Source organism: Roseospirillum parvum (assembly GCF_900100455.1).
Taxonomy (GTDB): domain Bacteria; phylum Pseudomonadota; class Alphaproteobacteria; order Rhodospirillales; family Rhodospirillaceae; genus Roseospirillum; species Roseospirillum parvum.
In genome coordinates, this window is the sequence record NZ_FNCV01000003.1 from 56619 (window position 1) to 79198 (window position 22580).

The following is a 22580-nucleotide window of genomic DNA, read 5'->3' on the forward strand; positions in this document are numbered from 1 at the left end:
CTTGCCACCACGGCGCCCCCCCCGGCCCGCCTCAGCTTTCCCAGGTTTCGCTGACCAGCCGGTCGAGCAGGCGCACCCCGAAGCCGGTGCCGCCCTTGGGCACGGTGGGGGAATCCTTCTTCGACCAGGTGACGCCGGCGATGTCCAGGTGGGCCCAGGGGGTGTCGTTCTTGATGAAGCGCTTCAGGAACTGGGCGGCGGTGATGCTGCCGGCCTCGCGACCGCCGACGTTCTTCATGTCGGCGATCTCGGACTTGAGCTGCTTGTCGTAGGCGGCGTCCAGCGGCAGGCGCCACAGTTTTTCGCCGCTGGCCAGCCCGGCCTCGGCAAGCGCCCCGGCCAGGGTGTCGTCGTTGCTGAACAGGCCGGCGTGCTCGCTGCCCAGGCTGATGATGATGGCCCCGGTCAGGGTGGCCAGATCGATGATCGCCTTGGGGTTGAAGGTGTCCTGCACGTAGGTCAGGGCGTCGGCCAGGACGAGGCGGCCCTCGGCGTCGGTGTTGATGACCTCGATGGTCTGCCCGGACAGCGAGGTGACCACGTCGCCCGGCCGCTGGGCGGTGCCCGAAGGCATGTTCTCGACCAGCCCCAGGATGCCCACGGCGTTCAGCTTGGCCTTGCGCAGGGCCAGGGTCTTCATCAGGCCGGTGACCACGGCGGCCCCGCCCATGTCCCACTTCATGTCCTCCATGCCGCCGGCCGGCTTGATGGAGATGCCGCCGGAATCGAAGCACACGCCCTTGCCGACGAAGGCCACCGGATCGGCCTTCTTCTTGCCGCCGGCCCATTCCAGGGTGACCAGCCGGCTGTCCTGGGCGCTGCCCTGGCCGACGCCGAGCAGGGCGCCCATGCCCAGGCGGGCCATCTCCTTCTCGTCGAGCACCTTGACGGTCAGGCCGACCGCTTCCAGTTCCTGGGCCCGCTTGGCGAACTCTTCCGGGCTCAGGATGTTGGCCGGCTCGCTGACCAGATCGCGGGCCAGGATGACGCCCTCGGCCAGTGCCTCGCGGGCGGCCCAGGCGGTCTTGGCCGGGCGGGCGGCGTCGGTCAGGATGGTGATCTTCTTGACCCGGGGCTTGTCCTCCTTCTTCTCGGAGGTCCGGTAGCGGTCGAAGCGGTAGGCCGCCAGCCGCGCCCCGAAGGCCACCTCGGCCGCCGCCTCGGCCGGGGCCACCGGCAGGCCGGCCAGATCATCGACCACGATGGCGACGCTCTCGGCACCCACCGCGGCCAGCCGGCCATAGGCCGTGCCGCCCAGGTTCTGGCAGTGCACGGCGGTCAATTCGGCCGCCGGGCCGAGGCCGAGCAGCAGGACATGGCTCAGCTTGGTTCCGGCCGGCGCCGGCAGGACCAGGGTCTGGTCGCGCTTGCCGGTGAACAGGCCGCCCTTGATGGCGCGGGTCAGGGCGCCTTCGGTCAGCGCGTCCAGCTCCTCGGCCAGCGGGGTCAGGGTGCCGCCGTCCAGCACGCCAACGGCCAGGGCGCCGGTTTCCGGCAGGGCGCGTTTGGAAAAACCAAGCTTCATCGAAAGAACTCCTTGCGCATACAGCAATCGGATGGGGTCGAGCGCTTACCATATTTGGTCGATCGTGGATCGATGCCAGCGTGTTGGGAACCTTATCCCCCAGTTTGTTCCCCAGCTTAGCCCATCGACGCGGGCGATTTTAAGCCCCCATCTGGGGCGGGGGAGGGAGAGGGGGCGCGGGGGCGCTCAGACGGGGGGGGGCTGGTGGCGCTCCGCCGAGAGCAGGAAGACCACGCCGCCGGGCAGGCTGACGGCGGTCATCAGCAGGCCCCACAGGATCGACAGCGCCACCGCCGGCCCGGCGGCCACCCCGACGGTGGCCAGGGCGACCACCATGGCGCCTTCGCGCACCCCCCAGCCGGCGATCGAGATGGGCACGGTCATGGCCAGGATGACCGGCGGGATGAGCACCAGGGCGTCGCCCGCCGCCAGCTCGATGTCCAGCCCCCGGGCCAGGGCCCAGGCCGACAGGCTGAGCAGCAGGTGGCCGAGGGCGGCGATCAGCAGCACCGGCACCGCCCGCCCGGCCTTGAGGAACAACAGCCGGGCGTCGCGGGCCACCGCCTGAAGGCCACGCACCAGCCGCCAGCGGCGCCAGTCGGTGGGCAGGCGGTCGAGCTGGGTCAGCAGGGCGATGCCGAGCAGTCCGGCCACGGCAAGGGCGGGGAAGACATAAAGCACCGGGTCACCGGCCAGACGGTCGAACAGCAGCGGCTCGAGCGCGGTGACCAGCAGCAACAGGGCGAACACCGTGGCCACCCGCTCCAGCAGCACCGAGTTCACCGCCCGGTCCAGCGACAGGCCGGCCTGCCGCACCTTCCACATGCGCACCGCGTCGCCGCCCACGGCGCCGGGCAGGCAGACGTTGAAGAACACGCCGATGACATAGAGGCGCAGGGTGGTCAGGAAATCCAGGCCACCGTCCAGGGCCAGCAGGACCAGCCGCCAGCGCACGGAGCCCAGCACGATCTGCGCCAGCACCAGCCCGGCGGCGGCGGCCAGCCACGCCGGATCGACCCCGGCGATGCGGCTCAACGCGCTCTCAAGGTCGACGCGCGACAGGACCAGGGCGATCAGGCCAAGGGAGAGGCCGCCTTTCAGCAGCCAGGGAAGCCAGCGGGGCACGGGATACGGCCTTTCCAGGCGAGCGGGGAGCGGAATGGGGATGACCGTCTGGGCAAAACCCTTTCCCCGGCCGCCTGTCAAGGAATAAGGCGTCGCCGGGGGCGGTCAGTTTCGTCCCTGGCCCAGCAGATCCTTCAACTCGGCCACCTCGGCGCGCAGGGCGCGGAGCTCGACCAGGGCCGCCTCGGCCGGGTGCAGCTCGCCGCTGCGCGCCGCCGCCGCCTCGTCCTCCTGCTGGTGCACCGTCTGGGTGGCGTCGACGATGATGCCGATGAACAGGTTGAGGATGGCGAAGCTGGTCACCACGATGAACGGCACGAAGAACATCCAGGCCAGCGGGTAGACGTCCATCACCGGGCGCACGATGCCCATCGACCAGCTTTCCAGGGTCATCACCTGGAACAGGGTGTACATGCTGGCCCCGATGGAGCCGAACCAGTCGGGAAAGGTGGCTCCGAACAGCTTGGTCGCCAGCACCGCCCCGACATAGAAGAACAGCAGGATGATGGCGCCGACGCTGAGTAGTCCGGGCACCGCCTGCAACAGCGCCCCGACCACCCGGCGCATCTGCGGCACCACCGACAGCAGGCGCAGCACCCTTAAGATGCGCAGGGCGCGCAGCACGGCCAGCGGCCCGGCCGCCGGCAGCAGGGCGAAGCCGACGATCACGAAATCGAAGACGTTCCAACCGTTGCGGAAGAACCCGAAGCGGCGCCAGGCCAGCTTGGCGGCGATCTCGGCCACGAAGACGGCAAGCACCAGACGGTCGAAGGCGTACAGCCACAGGCCGGCCCGCTCGACCACCCAGGGCACCGTCTCCAGGCCCAGGGAGACGGCGTTGGCGATGATCAGGGCGGTGATCGTGCGCTGCGCCGGGGCGCTCTCGGCAAAGCGGCCGAGGCGGGCGGCCCAGCCGGTATCGGAGGCAGAGGGGCTCATGACGGTGGCGCCTTATCCGTGCCCTGTTCTGTTCATGCTCAAGCTCAGTCCATGCCCAGGGCGGCCTGATAGACCGCCAGCAGCTCTTCTTCCTCGCGCCGCTCGTGGTCTTCCTTTTTCCGCAAGCTGACGATCTTGCGGATGATCTTGGTGTCGAAGCCGTTGCCCTTGGCCTCGGCATAGACGTCCTTGATGTCGGCCATCAGGTTTTTCTTCTCTTCCTCCAGCCGCTCGATGCGCTCGACCAGACTGCGCAACTGGTCGCCCGCCACGCCGCCGACGTTGGTCGGGCGGGCCACCTGCCCATCCACGGGTTCATCGAAGGTGGGGGAGTCGTCGGACATGGGTTCCTCCTGGCGCCGCCGGGGGCGCGGGCAAGACAAAACGGGGGAAAGGCAAAAGCCCGGGGGCAGAGTCTCGCCAGGGCGGACGCGGGAGCCGGGCTGGTGGCCTTGTCGGCCCTCTTGCCCTATGTTGAAAGGCGGGTCAACGCGAAACCGACGAGCCCGAGACCGCCCGTGCCAACCACGCCCCTGCAAAACCTTTCCGTCCTTTTGGTCGAGGACAACCTCTATATCCGCGACATCCTCGAGCAGACGTTGCGCCACCTGGGATTCGAGAAGATCGTCCTGGCCCGCAACGGCGAGGACGCGGTGAAGCTCCTGAAGCTGTTGAACCACTCGGGCAACCCGGGGGCCGGCGTGCTGAACGTGGACCTGATCATGTCCGATCTGGTCATGTCGCCGATCAACGGCGTGCTGCTGTTGAAATGGATCCGCCAGCAGAAGGACAGCCCCAACCGCTTCGTGCCCTTCATCATGGTCTCCGGGGCGGCCGACCGGGAGTACGTCGAGGCGGCCCGCGACCTGGGCACCACCGAGTTCCTGGCCAAGCCGTTCTCGGTCAACTCGGTGTACGAGCGCATCCAGTGGGTGATCGACCATCCGCGCCCGTTCATCGCCTGCCAGAGCTACTTCGGCCCGGATCGCCGGCGGCGTCACCTGCCGACGCCGGAAGGGCTGCCCGACCGTCGCCGCCAGGGCGACGACCACATCACCCAGGTCTACTCGGCCGACAACGTGAAACGGCCCAGGAATCCGTCCGATGTCTGGGTGTTCCGGCTGCCCAACACACTGAAGGAAAAGCTGGGCGGCAACCTTCGGGCCGCCTTCGCCCTGCCCCGGGAACTGCTGGAGGAGGCCGAGCAGCAGCTTGAGCGCTCCGCCCTCGATTTCCACGAGTGGGCGGTCAACTACCTCAGCCGGCTGGCCGATCTGGTCGAGCAGACGCGCCGCTTTCCGGCCCACCGGCGCCAGGATCTGGACGAGATCAATCTGGTCGCCCACGAGTTGCGCGGCCAGGGCGGCACCTTCGGCTATCCCCTGATCACCGTGTTCGCCAAGTCGCTGTACGAGGCGACCCGGTCGGGCTGTTCGGAGCACGACAGCCACCTGGGCGTCGTCGAGGCGCACATCGACGCCATGCGGGCCGTGATCCGCGACCGCATCGCCGGCGACGGCGGCGAGGTCGGCCGCGAGCTGCTGCGTACCCTGACCCAGGCCATCGCCCGCCACGACGAGGCAGGGCGCAAGCCCGGCCGCCCCTGATCCGGCGCCGCCCGGGGGTGGCGCCGGTTCGCAGGTGGAAACCGGCGCCACCCCCCGGGGCGCGGCGTCGGCGTGGGAGAGGGAGATCAGGCTTCCGGCTTGCGGAAGTGCAGGATGCCCCAGGCCAGATGCCCGGCCTCGCCAGCCTTCACCCAGTTGTCGAGGCCGACCAGCATGCGGTCCAGATAGCCGCGGCTGCACACCCGGGCCAGCTCGTTGTACTGCTCGCGCAGCACCTCGGCGACGCGGCCGTAGTGGCGCGGCAGGTGGTGGCCAAGATCGGTCACCGACACCGGCGCGAACCCGACGCGCCTGGCCGCCTCGGTGTAGAAGCCGATGGAACCCAGGTTTTCCAGATGGATGCGGTCATAGACCGGCTTCAGCACCCCGGGTTCCACGTGGTCGATCTCCATCGGGTCGGTGAAGATCAGGTGGCCGCCGGGCTTCAGCACCCGGAACGCCTCTTCCAGCACCAGCTCGCGGTCGCCGGCGTGCAGGATGGCATCCTGCGACCACACCACGTCGAAGCGCCCGGAGGGCTCCGGCACGTCCTCGAAGCTGCCGTGGACCACGGTGATCCTGTCGTCCAGGCCCTGTTCGGCGCTCAGGCGGCGGTTCTTCCCGTTCTGGGTTTCGGAGATGTTGAGGCAGTGCACCCGGCAGCCCCGGGTGGCGGCCAGACGGCGCGCCGCGCCGCCGTAACCGGCCCCGATGTCGAGCACCCGGCTCTCCGGTCCCAACTCGACCTGCTCGGCCATGGTATCGACCGTGCGCCGGCTGGCGTCCTTGATGGTTTCGCCCGGGGTGTTCTCGTACAGGCCGATGTGAATGTCCTCGCCACCCCAGATATGGTAGTAGAAATTGTCCGCATCGCCGCTGTCGTAATAGGTTTCGGCCACCGAGGCGATCTGCTTCAGGTCGCGGGCGCCGCGCTCCGGATCGTAACTCTTGGCGGCGACGTGGATGAAGAAGTCCGGGTCGTCCTCCTGGTAGGTTTCCTGGAAGTCGCCGAAGGTGCGGATGTGCTGGAAGCCGGCCTCGGTGAGCAGGCGGCGCATGTAGTTCTTGCGCAGCGGGAACATGTTGAGCTTGTACTCCGACCCGTCGGGGAAGGAGTAGCGGAAGCGGGCCAGCCCGTCGTCCATGTGCTCGGGCTCGGCCACCACCCGGTCGCCGCAGTAGTAGAACTTGTGGTGGCTGCTGTAACCGTGGTCGAGGATGGCGTCGTAGTTGCGCTGGTCGATGATCAGCACGCCGTCATGCTTCAGCGCGGCATAGAACTCGGCCAGGGCGCGGCGCCGGTCCTGTTCGTCGAACAGGTGGGTGAAGCTGTTGCCCAGGCAGATGATGGCGTCGTACTTGCCGTGCAGGTCCTTGTTCAGGAAGCGCCAGTCGGCCTGACAGGTGCGCAGGATGATGTGGTGGTCCTTGGCGTTCTCGAAGGCCCGCGCAAGCATGGCCGCCGAGCCATCGACCGAGGTGACGTCGAAGCCGGCGCGGATCAGCTGCACCGAGTGGAAGCCGGTGCCGCAGGCGGCGTCCAGGATGCGGGTCTTGCCGCGCGCCTTCAGCACGTCGATGAAGAAGCGGCCCTCGCTTTCGGCCCGGGCCTCCCAGTCGATCAACTCGTCCCACTTCTCGACGAAGGTGTGGACGTACTCGGCGCGGTAGTGGTCGCTGTCGCGCACCGCGGTGGGATCCTCGCCGTAGTCCTGATGCTCGGTGACCAGATCGGTGTTGCGCTCGCGAAAATCGATCTTTTCCATGGTGGTTTTCCCCCTTGTCATTCGGCGGCGCTGCTGGTGCCGGCATCGGCGGCCAGCCCGGCGGCGCGGTCGGTTTCCTCCCACGGCAGGCCGGCCCGCCCGAAGTGGCCGTAGGCGGCGGTCTGGCGGTAGATCGGCCGCAGCAGGTCGAGCATGGCGATGATGCCCTTGGGCCGAAGATCGAAGTGCTCGCGCACCAGCGCCTCGATGCGGGCCTCGGGCAGGGCGGCGGTGCCGAAGGTGTCGACCCGGATCGACACCGGGCGGGCGACGCCGATGGCGTAGGCCAGTTGCAACTCGCAGCGCTCGGCCAGCCCGGCGGCGACGATGTTCTTGGCCACGTAGCGCGCCGCATAGGCCGCCGAACGGTCGACCTTCGAGGGGTCCTTGCCGGAGAAGGCGCCGCCACCATGGCGGCCCATGCCGCCGTAGGTGTCGACGATGATCTTGCGCCCGGTCAGGCCGCAGTCGCCGACCGGCCCGCCGATGACGAAGCGTCCGGTGGGGTTGATGTGATAGGCGGTGTCGGCGGACAGGAAGGAGGTCGGCAGGCAGGGGCGGACGATTTCCTCGATCACCGCCTCGCGCAGGGTTTCATGGCTCACCTCCTCGTCGTGCTGGGTGGACAGCACCACGGCATCGATGCCGGCTGGTCGGCTGCCCTCGTAGCGCACGCTGACCTGGCTTTTCACGTCCGGGCGCAGCCAGGGCAGGGTGCCGGCCTGGCGCACCTCGGCCTGGCGGGCGGTCAGGCGGTGGGCCAACTGGATGGGCAGGGGCATCAGTTCCTCGGTTTCGCGGCAGGCGAAGCCGAACATCAGGCCCTGGTCGCCGGCCCCCTGTTCCAGGTCCAGGCCGTCGCCCTCGTTGACCCCCTGGGCGATGTCCGGCGACTGCTTGTCGAGCGCCACCAGCACGGCGCAGGAGCGGCCATCATAGCCATGGCGCGGATCGTCGTAGCCGATGTCGAGGATGGTCTGGCGGGCCACCTCGGCATGGTCGACCTGGGCCCGGGTGGTGATCTCGCCCGACAGGATGCACATGCCGGTGTTGACCATGGTCTCGCAGGCGACGCGGGCCAGCGGGTCCTGGCTCAGGATGGCGTCGAGAATGGCGTCGGAAATGCTGTCGGCCAGCTTGTCCGGATGACCGGCCCCCACGGATTCGGAAGTGAACAGATAGCTTTCGGTCACGTTTGTCCCTTTCTCCTGGTCGCGCCGGGGCGCGCGCCGGCGGCCGACTGTCGAGGTCGGTCGGGCACGGGGAACCCGGTCCTGTTGATCCGTCGGTCGCGAGCCTTGTGGAACGATCAGGCGCTCAAGGGGTGACCCCCGACGCCCGCGGTGACGATGCGCACCTGCGTTCGCGGCGTGCCGTCAGGGAAGCGGCACGCGAGGATGGATTGAACCCACGCCGAACTTGCCGACCCTCCGCTCCTGGCGGTGCCGGCTGGGGTGGGGAGAGGTTGGTGAAAAATGGCCTGTATGACAGGCGGGCCGATGCGGCCTGTTCCCCCCCTTGACCCGGCAGATGATACATCATGGGTCGCCTGATGTTCAAGGGGACCTGCCGTGATGCGTGTGTGGCAGAGGGCCGCCACCTATTGGCTGCGGTCGCCGCTTCACTTGGGGGCGGGCAAGAAGCGGGAAAAGGCTTGAAATCCAGGCTTCTCGACGGCGGGGCAGGATTCCCCGAAGAGACCCGGAGATGGGGCTCGAAGCCCGCCAATCGCCCCCGCCGTCGCGTTCGGGGCACAGATTGTGGTGATTAAAGATTCATGATTCCGGGCCGCGAAGGGGGCGGCGGCCTTACCCGGCGTGTTTCTTGCGCAGGTGGGTGTGCAGGGCGTCGAGGTGCTGCAAAATGACGCGGGACAACTCGTCCAATTCCTCCAGCCGCGACAGGGCGCCGTCCAGGTCGCCGGCCTCGAAGTCGCGCAGCGTTGCCTTGCCCAGGTCGTGGAAGCGCTGGTGCGGCTGGGCCAGGGCGCGGAAGGCGGGGTCGTTGGTGACCGCCGGATCCTTCTGGCTGTCGTACCAGCGGCCGAGGCGGCAGGAATGGCAGTCGGACAGGCCCTCGGCCGTGGCGTTGGCGCGGCCGACCAGGGTTTCCATAATGTTGCGCTTGTAGGCGGCGTGGTCGGCCTTGGCCACCTGCACCACCTTGGCCTCGATGCCGAGCGCCATGGTGGTGTCCACCTCGCGGTTGATGACCTTCCCGGCCCGGTCCATGGCGTCGCACACCGAGCCCACCGCGGTGACGCTGTTCTCGGCCATGGCGGCCACCTTGTGGACGCTTTCCGAAACCTCGGCCGAGGCCGCCGACTGCTGTTGCAGGATGCCGGCGATGTCCTCCATGCGCTGGGTCACCAGATCGACCTGACCGCCGATGCGGCGCATGGTCTCGCCGGCCTCGCCGATCACCGCGCGGCCCTGGTCGACGGCCTGGGCGCCGGTCTGCATGGACTCGACGATGGCCTCCATTTCCTGGCGCAGGTTGTTGATCCGGGTGCGGATGTCCTCGGTCGCCTTGGCGGTCTGGTTGGCCAGGGTCTTCACCTCGCCGGCGACCACCGCGAAGCCCTTGCCGGCCTCGCCGGCGCGGGCCGCCTCGATGGTGGCGTTCAGCGCCAGAAGGTTGGTCTGCTGGGCGATCGCCTCGATCTGCGCGACGATGGCGCCGATCTGGGCGCTGGCATCGGCCAGGGTGTCGACCCGGGCGGCGGCGGTGGAGACGGCCTTGGCGATCTCCTCCATGCTGGCCTCGGCCCGCCCGGCGGCGCCCATGCCCTCGCGGGCGATGGCGGAGACCTCGCTGGCCTCGCCGGCGGCGGCCTCGGAACTGCTGGCGATCTCGCGCACCCCGACGACCATTTCCTCGGCCGCCGTGGCGATTGCCTGGCTGGCCCGCCCGACCTCGCCCACGTCGCGGTTCAGGCTGGCCAGGGCGCTCATCGCCTCGGTGGTTTCGATGGCCACCTGAACCAGGCCGCGCAGTCCTTCCGAACCCCGCTTCTCCAGCCCGACGGCCAGTTTCTTGAGGGCGCGGCCGACCTCTTCCTGGCCCGCCGGGACGGCCGTGTAGCGGCCCTCAAGCAGCGGATTGACGCTGTCGGAAAGGTCGAGGGTGGGGGGAGGATCAATCTCGACGGGTGACTGGGCGGGGTCGGATTTCCTGAAAAAGCGCATCACCCACCTGTTGAAACATCTAGGTCAAAAGATGTTTCATCGTACATCAGCCAATGAGCGGTGGAAAGACTCCGCCGCTCATTTTTTGGTCAGTGCCCAGAAAAAAAACCTGGCTGGTTGCGTTTTTCCTGAACTGTTCAATCCAGAGCGGATCGTGCCAAATGTGAATCGCGGAGCGCTTCAGGTTTCGCACGATCTGCCCTGGGATCTGGATGCAGGGCCGATCTGAGCGAAAAATCGGGAACCACCAAGTGGTTCCGATTTTTCGCTCTCGGCTCTGGCGCCGATAAGGCGGCGATCAATCAGTTGAACGTCAGGGGCCGCGCCATCAGGACATGCGGCATGGCGTTCAGGCTTTCGATCACCGGCGCCGACACCGGGCCATCCACCTGGACCAGACAGATCGCCTGCCCGCCCACCGTCTGGCGGCCGAGGTGGAACGAGGCGATGTTGATGCCGGCCTCGGCCAGGGCGCTGCCCAGGCGGCCGATGATGCCCGGGGTGTCCTCGTTGACCATGTAGATCATGTTGGGGGCCAACTCGGCCTCGACCGGGATGTCGTTGATGCGCACCAGACGCGGCAAGGTGCCGCCGAACAGCGAGCCTTCGACGCTCCGGGTCTGGCGCTCGGTGATCACCTCCAGGCGGATCAGGCTGTGGTAGTTCTCGCAGCTTTCGCTCTTGGTCTGCTTGACCTCGATGTCGCGGCTCTTGGCGATCACCGGGGCGTTGACCATGTTCACCGAATCGAGCAGCGGCGACAGCAGGCCCTGCAGGATGACGGCGGTCAGCGGCGTGGTGTTGAGGTTGGCCACGTCGCCCTGGTACTCGATGCGCACGCCCTTGAGGCTGGTCTCGGTGATCTGCCCGGCGAAGCTGCCGAGCTGCTCGCACAGCTTCATGTAGGGCCTGAGGCGCGGCGCGTCCTCGGCGCTCAGGGCCGGCATGTTGAGCGCGTTGGTGACGGCGCCGGAGGTCAGGAAGTCGCTGATCTGCTCGGCCACCTGGATGGCCACGTTCTCCTGGGCCTCGCTGGTCGAGGCGCCGAGGTGCGGCGTGCAGACCACGTTGGCCATGCCGAACAGCGGGTTGTCCTTGGCCGGCTCCTCGGCGAACACGTCCAGCGCCGCGCCGGCCACATGGCCGCTTTCCAGGGCCGCCTTCAAGGCCGCCTCGTCGACCAGACCGCCGCGGGCGCAGTTGACGATGCGCACCCCGGGCTTCATGCGCGAGATGGCGTCGGCATCCAGGATGCCCCGGGTCTTGTCGGTCAGCGGGGTGTGCAGGGTGATGATGTCGGCGCGCCCGATCAGCTCGTCCAGCTCCACCTTCTCGACCCCCAGGTCGACGGCGCGTTCGGCCGACAGGAAGGGATCGAAGGCGATCACCCGCATGCGCAGGCCGACGGCGCGCTCGGCGACGATCGAGCCGATGTTGCCGCAGCCGATGACGCCCAGCACCTTGCCGGTCAGCTCGACCCCCATGAAGCGGCTCTTCTCCCACTTGCCGGCGTGGGTCGAGGCGTTGGCCTCGGGGATCTGCCGGGCCAGGGCAAACATCATGGCAATGGCATGCTCGGCGGTGGTGATGGCGTTGCCGTAGGGGGTGTTCATCACCACCACGCCGCGCTGGGTGGCCTCGGGGACATCGACGTTGTCGACCCCGATGCCGGCCCGACCGACCACCTTCAGGCGGTGCGCCTTTTCCAGCACCTGGGCGGTGACCTTGGTCGCCGAACGGATGGCCAGGCCGTCGTAGGCCCCGATCACTTCCAGCAACTCTTCCGGCGTAAGGCCGGTCTTGACGTCCACATCAACGCCGCGCTCCTTGAACACGGCAACGGCGGAGGGGCTGAGCTTGTCGCTCACCAGCACCTTGGGCATGGCGACGGATCCTTGCAGTCAGGCGGAAAAAGGGAAGGGGGCGCCCCCGGGTCGGGAGGCGCCCCCGGATCAGGCGGCGAACTCGGCGCGCACGGTGGCGTGGGCCCAGTCGAGCCAGGCGGTGAGGGCCTGAAGGTCGGCCGCCTCGACGGTGGCACCGCCCCACAGCCTGAGGCCCGGCGGGGCGTCGCGGTAGGCGCCGATGTCGTAGGCCACGCCCTCGGCATCGAGCAGGGCGACCATGCGCTTGGCGGCCTTGGCCTGATCCTCGTCCGAAAGGGCGGTGAACCAGCCCGACACCACCTTGAGGCAGATCGAGGTGGAGGAGCGAACCGCCGGATCGGTGGCCAGGAAGTCGACCCAGTCGGTGGCCGCCACCCAATCGGCGATCACCTTGAGGTTGGCCTGGCTGCGCCCGATCAGGGCGGACAGGCCGCCCAGGCCCTGGGCCCAGTCGAGGGCGTCGCGGATGTCTTCCACGGCCAGCATGGAGGGGGTGTTGATGGTCTCGCCCTTGAACACCCCCTCGATCAGCTTGCCCCCCTTGGTCAGGCGGAAGATCTTGGGCAGCGGGCGGTCGGGGGTGAAGCTCTCCAGGCGGGCGACGGCGCGCGGCGAAAGGATCAGGATGCCGTGCTGGGCCTCGCCACCGAGCACCTTCTGCCAGGAGTAGGTGACCACGTCGAGCTTGTCCCAGGGCAGCTCCATGGCGAAGGCGGCCGAGGTGGCGTCGCAGATGGTCAGGCCTTCGCGGTCGGCGGCGATCCAGTCGCCGTCCGGCACGCAGACGCCCGAGGTGGTGCCATTCCAGGTGAACACCACGTCGCGCGAGAAATCCACCTGGGCGAGGTCGGGCAGGTCGCCGTAGCCGGCTTCCAGCTTGCGCACGTCGGCCAGCTTGAGCTGCTTGACCACGTCGGTGACCCAGCCCGAGCCGAAGCTTTCCCAGGCCAGCATGTCCACCCCGCGCGGCCCAAGCAGGGACCACAGGGCCATTTCCACCGCCCCGGTGTCGGAGGCGGCGACGATGCCGATGCGGTAGTCGTCGGGCAGGCCGAGCAGGGCGCGGCTCTTGTCCAGCACCTCGGCGATGCGCGCCTTGGCCGGCTTGGCGCGGTGCGAGCGGCCGGTGAGGGCCGGCTCGAGCACCGCCGGGGTCCACCCCGGGCGCTTGGCGCAGGGGCCGGAGGAAAAGTTGGGATTGGCCGGCCGGGTGGTCGGCTTGCTGCTTTCTGTCATGGAATATGTCTCCCTTCCTTGCAGAAGGGTCGCGGCCCGTTGGGGGACCGTGGCCCGCTCCGTTCTTAGGGCCCCACCCGGGGCGGGTCAACGGCCAAACCGGAAGATGACCGGCTTTTCATCCGGCGGGCCCACGGGTGGGGAGGGCGCTGGTGGTGGCGGTGGTGTAGGCCTCCACCGGCCGGGTCAGGCCGGGCAGATCCAGGCTGGCCACCGGCCGGGTGGGGATCTCCGGGGGCAGGGCGTCGGCCAACTGGCGGCTCATCAGAAGGCCCGGGCGGGGGGCGCGGGCGGCGTCCTGCAGGCGGGCGGCGACGTTCACCGTCAGGCCGGTGACGGTGAACTCCAGGCGCTCCGGGGCGCCCATGTAGCCGGCCACCACCGGCCCCTTGTGCAGGCCCAGGCCAAGGGTGAGGGCGGGCCGGCCGAGCGCCGCGCCGCGGGCGTTGAAGGCGGCCATGCGGGAGTCGATCTCAAGCGCCGCCTCGACCGCGCAGGTGGCCAGACAGCTCCGCCCGGCCAGCCCGAACACCGCCATCATGCCGTCGCCGATGAACTTGTCGACCATGCCCTCATGGGCCTGCACGGCGGCCACCAGCTCGGCGAAGCAGCCGTTCAGAAGGCCGGTCAGAACCTCCGGCTCCAGGCTTTCCGAAAGGGCGGTGAAGCCCCGGATGTCGGCCATCAGCACGGCCACCTCGCGGCGTTCGCCGCCCTGGCTCAGGGCGCCCTCGGCGGTGCCCTCGCGGGCCAGGAAGGCCGCCGCCACCTCCGGGTTGACGAAGCGGCCGAAGGCCTCGCGGATGCGCTCGCGCTGGGCCAGGCCGGCGGCCATGCGGTTGAGGCCGGCGGCGACCTGCCCCAGCTCGTCGGGCCGGCTGGTGTCGAGGCGCAGATCGAAGCGGCCGGCGCCGACCTCGGACAGGCCGCCGAGCAGGTTGGCGCAGTCGCGTTTCAGGGCGCGCCCGTAAAGCCCGGCCACCAGCAGCGCCGCGACGGCGAAGACCAGGGCCAGGAAAAGCACCTCGAGGGCCACCCGGAGCGAGGTCAGGCCATCGAAATGAAAACGCCAGGCCATCAGCACCATGACCACGCCGGGGACCACGGTGAACAGGGCGTAGCCCTCCATCAGCCGCTGTGCGATGCGCTCCAGTGGGGTTGCCCGGGGGGCGTCGCCGGTGGCGGCGCGGCGCCGGAACAGGGCTTCCAGCACCAGATAATCGGCCTGGGCCAGAATGCCGGCGCCCAGCGCCCAGTAGCCGCTGCCCAGCTTGAAGAAGGTGTGCCAGGGGTAGCCGGGGTAGGCGATGTAGTAGAGCATCATGCCGACCAGCCCGGTGATCCCCCAGCCGATCACCGACAGCCACCAGCCATGGCGGGCGATCCACTGGCCGGGCGCGGGCCGGGCATGGACCCGCCACAGGGTTTCGCGCAGCACCACCTGGAAGGCGAAGGCCAGCAGCAGCCCGGCGAGCAGCCGGGCCGGCGGCAGGCCGCTGATGAAGGGGCAAACCACCTGCCCGTAGAAGGCCAGAAAGGCGACCGCCAGCAGGGGCACCAGATGCAGGGTGATCCGCCAGCCGAGCGGGACGTGGTCAAGGCTGGGCGCCAAGGGGGGCGCCAAGGGGGAAGCCGAGGGGGAAGCCAAGGGGAGCGGGGCGGGTGAGGCCGACATGGGCTGACCCTGGAAGTGGTTTCGGTGAGCGGTCACCATGACCCCGGGTTGTCGGCGGGGCAAGTCACATCGCCGCGCGCGGGCCGGCCCTGGAAACGCCAACGGCCGGCGGAGAGGTCTCCGCCGGCCGTCATCGGGTGCCCGCGATGGGGCGGGGTCAGTTGGTGCCGACGCTCATCGACTGCTGGCCGGCGGCGGTCGGGCCTTCCTCGGCCACCCCGGGATCGTTCCACTCGCCATCGTCGATCAGGGTCATGGCCGGCAGGTTCTGCAGGCTGCTCGCGGTGCCGTTGTCGATCTCCGACTGGCGGCGCTGGCGATACAGGGCGCGGATGGCGGCGTAGTAGTCGACCGAGGACTTGCGCACCTCGTCCAGCTTGGGCTGGGCGTCGGACGCGCTGAGCACGCCGGAGGCCACCGAGCGGCCGGTGCGCACATCGCTGTGGGCGAGATAGGTGAAGGGGTCGAAGTAGCCGTCGACAAAGCGGCCGACCATGTCGCGCGGGTTGGTCGGGCCGATCAGCGGCAGGACCAGATAGATTTCGTCGCCCACCCCGTAGGTGCCCAGGGTCTGGCCGAAGTCTTCCTTGTGGGGCGGCAGGCCGAAGTGGGCATCGGCCATGTCGAACAGGCCCAGGATGCCGAACGAGCTGTTGATCAAAAAGCGCTGGAAGGTGACGAAGGCGCGGTCCCATTCCTGCTGCAGCAGGTCGTTGGCCAGGGTCACCGGGGCGGCGGCGTTGTCGAACACGCTGGACACCCGGTCCTTGACCCAGGGCGGGGTCAGGGCGTCGTAGTTGCGCGTCACCGGCTGCAGGAAGAACAGGGCGAACTCGTTGATGCCGAACATGGTCTTGTTGAACGGCTCAAGCGGGTCGTGGGCGTAGTCCGGGGTGTCCTCCAGCGCCGCCAGCTGCGGCGCGTCGGTGGCCACCGAGGGATCGGCGGCCAGCTGCACGGCGGTGGTCTGGGGCACCGACGGGGCGCTGAGGCGGGCCAGCGTGGCCGGGGCATCGGGGTTGGCGGTCACATCGGCGCAGGCCCCAAGGCCCAGGCCGACCACCAGCACCACGGCAAGCCGGCTCAGACGGCCAGCGGCCGATCCCGTGTCAAGGTGGGTCAAGAAACGCATCGCCCAATCCACTCCCGTCCCTGGACGTCAATCACTTCAGAAGAACCGCCGACGCGGCGGGGCCCATTCTGCCCTCGTGCATCGGCGGCACAATCTTCCCGAGGCGGTGACCAAGGTCAACCCCGGTCAGGTTTCAACCCCGGTTAGCTCTCAACCCCGGTCAAGTTCGGGGAGATCGCCAAGGCTCCAGGCGCTTCCCACGGGGTTCCAGTCGGCTCCTCGAGTGCGCCGGCCATACCCGAGTGAACATCTCGCAAAGCGCGGGCGTTGTCCATATATCGATGCGCCAGGGTGCCCCCGTCCGAGGGCGGCGCCGGGGCCGGCGTGGCGCCATGGAAAGGGCCTGATCGCGCTGCCCAGGCCCCTGACATCCCCGAGGATTCCGCGCCCTTTCCGAAGGCCGGCGCGGTTGGCCATTGACCCCGGCGGGTGGCTCGGCCACAAGGTCGCCCGATTCGGACGATACCGTGGCCAAGGCGGTTTGTCGCCGGGTATGGCAATTTTGACACAGGGGTGCCGCCCTGACGGGGGCCTCCGACACAAAACCGAAAGCGGACTCGTATGTACCTTTTGCGTGTAATGATGGGGGCGGTGCTGGTTTTTGGGTTGGTCAACGCCCCCCTGGCGGCGGCCGATCCGGTTGCTTCCCCAAAGCCGGCTTCTTCGGCGGATGTTGCTTCGCCGGATACCGGGCCGGCCGACGCGGTCTTGACCGGCCAGCGGATGATCGCGGTGGTCGAGAACCTGCATCAGGCGCTGCTGGCGGCCGGTCGGGCCCACCCGACCGACACCGCCGCGCGGGCCGCCGCCCTGGCTCCGGAACTGGCCCGGGCCTACGATTTCGAGGCCATGCTGCGGCTGATCGCCGGGACCCATTGGACCACCGCCACGCCGCGGGCCCGGGCGGCGGCGGCGGCCGCCTTCGCCGACTACAGCGCGGCGCTCTATGCCAGCCGCTTCGAGGGTGGCGAGGGGGTGCGCTTCAAGACCCAGGGCGCCTTCCAGGGGCCGCGCGGCACGGTGGTGGTGCGCACCCATCTGCTGGCCCCGGGGATCGAGCCGGTGTCGCTGGACTACGTCCTGCGCCCTGGCGCCGGGGAGGGTGCCCCGGCGATCCAGGACGTGCTGGTCGATGGCGGTATCAGCGAGGTGGCGACCCGCCGCTCGGAATTCGACAGGAGCCTGAAGGAAGGCGGCCTGGAGACCCTGGCCGAGGCCCTCAAGGCCCAGACCCGGGCCTTGCTGGACGCCGCGCCGCCCGCCCAGGCCGCCACGCCGGCCGAGTAGGGCGCCCGTCAGCGCCGCCCGAGCAGGGCCAGCAGGGCCGGCAGCACGCCCAGGGTGGCGACCAGCAGCATGGCGATGACGAGGCTCAGCAACTGGCCCATGCTGGCCGTGCCGGCGTGCGGCGACAGGGCAATGGCGCCGAAGGAGCCCAGCGTGGTCAGGGCTGAGAAGACCACGGCGCGGGGCGTCGAGCCCTCGGCCAGATGGCCGGCCCCGTCGCGCCGCGCCCGGCTGACCAGATGGATCGCCCCGGCCACCCCGAGCCCGAACAGCAGCGGCAGGACGATCACGTTGGCGAAGTTGAAGGCCAGCCCCAGCGGCGCCATGGCGCCCACCGCGTAAAGCCCGGCCAGCCCCACCGGGACGAAGACCAGCAGGGTGTCCTTCAGGCTGCGCAGGACCACCAGCAGCATCAGGCCGAGGCCGAGGAAGGTGATCAGCCCGGCCTCGAACAGGGCGCCGATCACCGCGCGGCCCGACTCGTGGATCGACACCGGAGCCCCGGTGGCCTCCGGCGCCACTTCGCGCACGGACTCAACAAACTGTGCCAATGCCTTGGGATCGCGGAGATCGTCGCGCGGGCTGACGCTGACCAGGGCGCGCCCGTCAGGGGCCACGAAGCGGGCCTTCAGGTCCGCCGGCAGATCACCCAGGCCGAACGCCTGGGCTTCCAGCGCCGTCTTCAGGCCGTCGATCTGGGCCGGCAGGGTACCCAGCAGACGTTGACGGATGACCTGGAGCGCCGCCGCGTCATCGCCCAGCGCCCGCAGGGCGTCGTGCAGGCGGTGGGCCGGTCCGGCCAGCTCGCCACCGGTGGCGGCCAGCGCCGCCTTCAACTCGGCCAGGGCGGCGCGGCTGGCCTCCGGCGTCGGCGGGGCGGCCTCGCCCGGTGGCAGGCTGAGCGCCGGCAGCAGGATGAAGGCCAGCCGGTCGAGCACCGCCAGCTTGGCGTCCTGGTCGGTTGGCACCTGATCGGCCAGGGTGGTCGCCTCGGCCACCTCGGGCAGGTCGCCGAGCCGGCCGGCCAGGGCCTGGGCGGCGGGCAGGTCCCCGGCCAGCACCGAGATGCGGTACAGATCGCGGCCGTCGGCGGCCAGATCCTTGAGGGTGCGCACCGAGGGGGCGTTCTGGTCCTTCAGGTTCAGGGGATCGAAGTCGAAGCGCACTCCCGGCGCCACGGCGGCGGCGGCGACGGCCAGCCCCAGGGCGCCCCCCAGCACCACATGCGGCCGGGCCATCAGGCGTTTCTGCACGCCCTGGCCCAGGCGGCCGGCCGGGTCGGCGGCGGCCCGGGGGGCGATGGCCGGGGGTAGCAGGCGGCTGATCGCCGGGACCAGGGTCAGGTTGGCGACCAGGGCGATGATCATGCCGCCGCCGGCGATCAGGCCCAACTCGGCGAAACCCAGGTAGTCGGTGGGCAGGAAGGAGAGAAAGCCCAGCGCCGCCGCCAGGGCGCTGAGCAGCAGAGCCGGGCCGACCTCGCGCCCGGCCACCGCCAGCCCCTCGGCGTGGGCGGCGGCCTCGGCCCGGGCCTGCCGGTAGCGCAACGCGAAATGGATGCCGAAATCCACCGACAGGCCAAGGAACAGCACCGCGAAGGCGACCGACATCATGTTCAGCCGGCCCACCGCCAGCAGGCCGTAGGCAGCGGTCCACACCAGCCCCATCAACAGGGCGGCGAGCACCGCCACGAACAGGCGCGGGCTTTTCAGGCCCCACACCAGCAGCCCGACGACCAGGGTCAGGGAGACCACGCCGGCCCACCCCATGCCCTGCTCGACGCTGGCCAACTCCTCGCTCTCCAGGGCCACCGAGCCGGTCAGGCGGACCCGGATGCCGGCGCTGTCGTCCAGGCCCAGATCGGCGGCGGCGGCCAGCACCCCGTCCATCGGCCGGCGGCCCGGCGACAGGGTGTCGAAGTCGAGGCGCGGGTTGAGGACCAGGGTGCGCCGCCCGGGCGTGCCGGGCTCGGCGCCGCGCATCAGGTTCTGCCACGACAGGGCGCCGGGACGGCCGGCGGCGGCGTCCTCAAGGCTGTGGGCCATGGCGTCCAGGGTGGGGGCGAGGTCGAGGCCGCTCTGCGGGCCATGGGCCAGGGCCTGGGTCAGCAACTCCGACAGGCTGACCAGATCGGGCCGGGTCGCCAGCCGGGCCAGGAACGGCTGGGCCCGGATCAGGCTGTCGGCCAACCCTTCGAGGTCCTCACGGTCGGCGTAGAGCAGGCCGTTCCGGCGGAAGAAGGCCATGCCTTGCGGATCGAACACCGGGCCGAACAGGGCCGGGTTCTCGGCCAGCCGCTGGCCCAGCCGGGTGGCGGCGCTCTCGGCCGCCTCCGGGGTGGGGGCGTCGATGACCACCACCAGGGTGTTGTCGAGGACCGGGAAGGCCTCGGCCTTTTCCCGCTGCCGCTGCTGGAAGGGCAGGTCGGGATCGATCATCGCCGAGGTGTCGGTGTCGATGGCGAAGCGCTCGGCCACCGTCCAGCCGGCGGCCAGGGTCAGCAGCACGGCCAGGGTCAGCACCCAGCCGGCCCGCCGCGAGGCAAAGCCCACCCAGCGGGCGATCAGATCGGCGACGGTCATGGATGGCTTTCCGGCCAGGGCAGCGGCGCCGCCCCCGGGGCGGGGCGGCGCCGTTCTGTCGAGGGAAGGGGAGCTACTGGGCCTCGACAACCAGGGCGATGCCCTGCCCGCCGCCGATGCACATGGTGACCAGCCCCCAGCGGCCGCCGCTGCGCTTCAGCTCGTAAAGGCACTTCACGGTGAGGATGGCGCCGGTCGCCCCGATGGGGTGGCCCAGCGCCACCGCGCCGCCGTTGATGTTGGTCTTCTCGGCTGGGAAGTCGAGCGCCCGGGCCACCGCGCAGGCCTGGGCGGCGAAGGCCTCGTTGCTTTCGATGACGTCGAGATCGCCGACCGAGATGCCGGCCCGCTCCAGGGCCTGGGGCACCGCCTCGATGGGGCCGAGGCCCATCACCTCGGGGGCCACGCCACCCAGGCCCCAGCCGGCCAGCCGGCCCATCGGGGCGATGCCGCGCCGCTCGGCCTCGCTGCGCTCCATCAGAACCAGGGCGGCGGCGCCGTCGTTGATGCCCGAGGCGTTGCCGGCAGTCACCGTGCCGTCCTTCTGGAACACCGTCTTCAGCTTGGCCATGCCCTCGGGCGAGGCGTCGGCGCGCACGTGCTCGTCGGTGTCGACGATGGTGGCGCCCTTGCGGGTCTTGATCTCGATGGGCAGGATCTGCTCCTTGAAGCGCCCTTCGGCGATCGCCTTGGCGGCCCGCTTGTGGCTTTCCACGGCCAGGGCGTCCTGATCCTCGCGGCTGATCGAGCGCTCGCGGGCGATGTTCTCGGCGGTCACCCCCATGTGGCCGTGGCCGAAGGGATCGGTCAGCGCGCCGACCATCATGTCGAGCGCCGCGCCGTCGCCCATGCGCTGGCCCCAGCGCAGCCCGGGCAGGGCGTAGAGGCCGCGGCTCATCACCTCGGCGCCGCCGGCCACCGCCACCTGACCGTCGCCCAGCAGCAGCATCTGGGCGGCGCTCAGGATGGCCTGGGCGCCCGAGCCGCACAGCCGGTTCAGGGTCAGCGCCGGGACCCGGCTGGGCAGGCCGGCGTCCAGCGCCGCCACCCGCGACAGGTACATGTCGCGCGGCTCGGTGTGCAGCACGTTGCCCATCACCACCTGATGCACGTCCTCGCCGGCCAGCCCGGCGCGGCGCACCGCCTCGGCGATCACCTGGGCGCCCAGGGCGGTGGGCGGCTGATCCTTCAGGCCGCCGCCGTAGTCGCCAATGGCGGTGCGCACACCGCTGACAAAAAGAACCTCGCGGGTCATGGGCTTGGTCTCCGTCGGAAAGAGGGTGGGCAGGGCCGTTCAGCCCCGGCGATGGACCCAGTGTTCGGGCATCCGCCCGTCAAGGCAACAGGCAATTGTTGGTCAGCGCTTGGGCAGCCAGTCGGTCAGGCGGGCCACCGCCTGTTCCATGTCGGCCGTCTGGCCGGCGAAGGAGAAACGCACGAAGCGATGCCCGCGGGCGCCGTCGAAGTCCAGCCCCGGGGTGGCGGCGACCCCGGTCTCGGCCAGCATGCGCTGGCAGAAGGCAACGCTGTCGTCGGTCAGGTGGGCCACCTCGGTGTAGATGTAGAAGGCCCCGTCGGCCGGCGCCATGGCCCCGAAACCGGCCTTCGGCAGGCCCTCCAGCAGCACCTTTCGGTTGGCCGCGTAGCGTTTGACGTTGGCCTCGAGGTAGTCGGTTTCCTCGAAGATCAGCTCGCCCGCCTTCTGCGACAGGGTGGGCGGCGAGATGAACAGGTTCTGGGCCAGGCATTCCACCGGCCGCACCATGTCCTCGGGCAGGACCAGCCAGCCCAGGCGCCAGCCGGTCATGCAGAAGTACTTGGAGAAGCTGTTGACCACCACCGCGTCGTCGGCCCGCCCGGCGGCGGTCGGGGCCCGCACCCCGTCGTAGGTGATGCCGTGGTAGATCTCGTCGCTGATCAGGCGCACGCCGTTGGCCTCGCACCAGCCGATCAGGGCCTCGAACTCGGCCGGCGGGATGACCGTGCCGGTGGGATTGGCCGGACTGGCGACGATCAGTCCGTCCAGCCGCGCCCCCAGGTTCTCCAACACCTCGACGGTCGGCTGGTAGCGGGTCTCGGGGCCGACCGGGATGGCCACCGGCTCCACCCCCAGGGCGGTCAGGATGTGGCGGTAGGCGGGATAGCCGGGGGCGGCCAGACCGACCTTGTCGCCCGGCTCGAAGGCGGCCAGGAAGGCCAGCACGAAACCGCCCGAGGAGCCGGCGGTGGCGAAGATGCGCTCGGGATCGACCGCCACCCCCTGGGTTTCCTGGTAGTGCCGGGCGATGCGCCGGCGCAGCCCGGGCAGGCCGCGCGCCACCGTGTAGCCCATGGCCTGGCCGGCGCCTTCCTCGGCCAGACGGGCCAGCAGGGGCGCCGGCACGCCGGTCGCCGGCTGGCCGACCTCCAGGTGCAGCACCGATTCGCCGGCCGCCTCGCGCTGGGCGGCGGCCTGCATGACATCCATCACGATGAACGGGGGGATGCGCCCCCGACGGGCGATCTTGAGACTCATGGGTTCCTTTGTTTCCTTGGTGTGTCCGTCCCGTTATGGGTCGACCCCGGGGCCGGCCCGTGTCCGTCCCCTGATGGGCCGACCCCCAGGGGCCGGCCCGTGTCCGTCCCGTGATGG

At 69.9% G+C, this 22580-nt stretch carries 16 protein-coding genes; 2 read left to right on the forward strand and 14 right to left on the reverse strand.

Annotation, left to right across the window (positions count from 1 at the left end; all coding sequences use genetic code 11):
- Nucleotides 1–31: 31 nt before the first annotated feature.
- From BLR95_RS05460 to BLR95_RS15715, 4 genes are all read right to left on the reverse strand, one after another.
- The gene (locus BLR95_RS05460; RefSeq protein WP_092616677.1) at nt 32–1525 is read right to left on the reverse strand and encodes a leucyl aminopeptidase; all 1494 of its coding nucleotides are present in this window, start codon (nt 1523–1525) and stop codon (nt 32–34) included.
- Between the two features lie 186 nt (nt 1526–1711).
- Complete coding sequence (locus tag BLR95_RS05465) at nt 1712–2650, reverse strand: lysylphosphatidylglycerol synthase transmembrane domain-containing protein (protein WP_092616680.1); 939 nt, start codon at nt 2648–2650, stop codon at nt 1712–1714.
- A 105-nt stretch (nt 2651–2755) separates the two neighbouring features.
- Entirely contained in the window at nt 2756–3589 is an 834-nt protein-coding gene (locus tag BLR95_RS05470) for an ion transporter (protein WP_092616683.1), read from the reverse strand.
- Between the two features lie 44 nt (nt 3590–3633).
- Entirely contained in the window at nt 3634–3933 is a 300-nt protein-coding gene (locus BLR95_RS15715; protein ID WP_176787644.1) for a DUF2312 domain-containing protein, read from the reverse strand.
- Between the two features lie 174 nt (nt 3934–4107).
- On the opposite strand from BLR95_RS15715, the gene BLR95_RS05475 reads away from it, so the two are divergent.
- On the forward strand, nt 4108–5196 hold the full coding sequence (locus BLR95_RS05475; RefSeq protein WP_176787646.1) for a response regulator: 1089 nt from the start codon (nt 4108–4110) through the stop codon (nt 5194–5196).
- A gap of 86 nt (nt 5197–5282) precedes the next feature.
- Here the strand turns inward: BLR95_RS05475 and BLR95_RS05480 are convergent, their stop codons facing one another.
- From BLR95_RS05480 to BLR95_RS05510, 7 genes are all read right to left on the reverse strand, one after another.
- Nucleotides 5283–6962, reverse strand: coding sequence for a glycine/sarcosine N-methyltransferase (locus tag BLR95_RS05480; RefSeq protein WP_092616688.1), 1680 nt, complete (start codon nt 6960–6962; stop codon nt 5283–5285).
- A 17-nt stretch (nt 6963–6979) separates the two neighbouring features.
- Entirely contained in the window at nt 6980–8155 is a 1176-nt protein-coding gene (metK, locus tag BLR95_RS05485) for a methionine adenosyltransferase (RefSeq protein ID WP_092616691.1), read from the reverse strand.
- Between the two features lie 615 nt (nt 8156–8770).
- On the reverse strand, nt 8771–10150 hold the full coding sequence (locus BLR95_RS05490) for a methyl-accepting chemotaxis protein (RefSeq protein WP_092616694.1): 1380 nt from the start codon (nt 10148–10150) through the stop codon (nt 8771–8773).
- A gap of 302 nt (nt 10151–10452) precedes the next feature.
- Nucleotides 10453–12033 (reverse strand): phosphoglycerate dehydrogenase, encoded by a 1581-nt coding sequence (serA, locus tag BLR95_RS05495; protein WP_092616696.1) that lies wholly within the window; start codon nt 12031–12033, stop codon nt 10453–10455.
- A gap of 69 nt (nt 12034–12102) precedes the next feature.
- Nucleotides 12103–13272, reverse strand: coding sequence for a phosphoserine transaminase (locus tag BLR95_RS05500; RefSeq protein WP_092616699.1), 1170 nt, complete (start codon nt 13270–13272; stop codon nt 12103–12105).
- A 118-nt stretch (nt 13273–13390) separates the two neighbouring features.
- Nucleotides 13391–14884 (reverse strand): adenylate/guanylate cyclase domain-containing protein, encoded by a 1494-nt coding sequence (locus BLR95_RS05505; protein WP_176787648.1) that lies wholly within the window; start codon nt 14882–14884, stop codon nt 13391–13393.
- A gap of 220 nt (nt 14885–15104) precedes the next feature.
- A complete protein-coding gene (locus tag BLR95_RS05510) occupies nt 15105–16079 on the reverse strand; it encodes an MlaA family lipoprotein (RefSeq protein WP_092616705.1) in 975 nt (324 codons plus the stop codon).
- A 708-nt stretch (nt 16080–16787) separates the two neighbouring features.
- Between BLR95_RS05510 and BLR95_RS05515 the strand changes: the two genes are divergently transcribed.
- A complete protein-coding gene (locus tag BLR95_RS05515; RefSeq protein ID WP_176787650.1) occupies nt 16788–17366 on the forward strand; it encodes an ABC transporter substrate-binding protein in 579 nt (192 codons plus the stop codon).
- A gap of 8 nt (nt 17367–17374) precedes the next feature.
- Here the strand turns inward: BLR95_RS05515 and BLR95_RS05520 are convergent, their stop codons facing one another.
- The 3 genes from BLR95_RS05520 to BLR95_RS05530 all read right to left on the reverse strand — a co-directional run bounded on the left by BLR95_RS05520 (nt 17375) and on the right by BLR95_RS05530 (nt 22463).
- Nucleotides 17375–19948, reverse strand: a complete 2574-nt coding sequence (locus BLR95_RS05520; RefSeq protein WP_092616711.1) for an MMPL family transporter — start codon at nt 19946–19948, stop codon at nt 17375–17377.
- 73 nt (nt 19949–20021) lie between these two features.
- Nucleotides 20022–21203 carry a beta-ketothiolase BktB gene (gene bktB, locus BLR95_RS05525; protein WP_092616714.1) on the reverse strand — a complete coding sequence of 394 codons (1182 nt, stop codon included), beginning with the start codon at nt 21201–21203 and terminating at the stop codon, nt 20022–20024.
- A gap of 102 nt (nt 21204–21305) precedes the next feature.
- On the reverse strand, nt 21306–22463 hold the full coding sequence (locus BLR95_RS05530) for a pyridoxal phosphate-dependent aminotransferase (RefSeq protein WP_092616717.1): 1158 nt from the start codon (nt 22461–22463) through the stop codon (nt 21306–21308).
- Nucleotides 22464–22580: the final 117 nt, after the last annotated feature.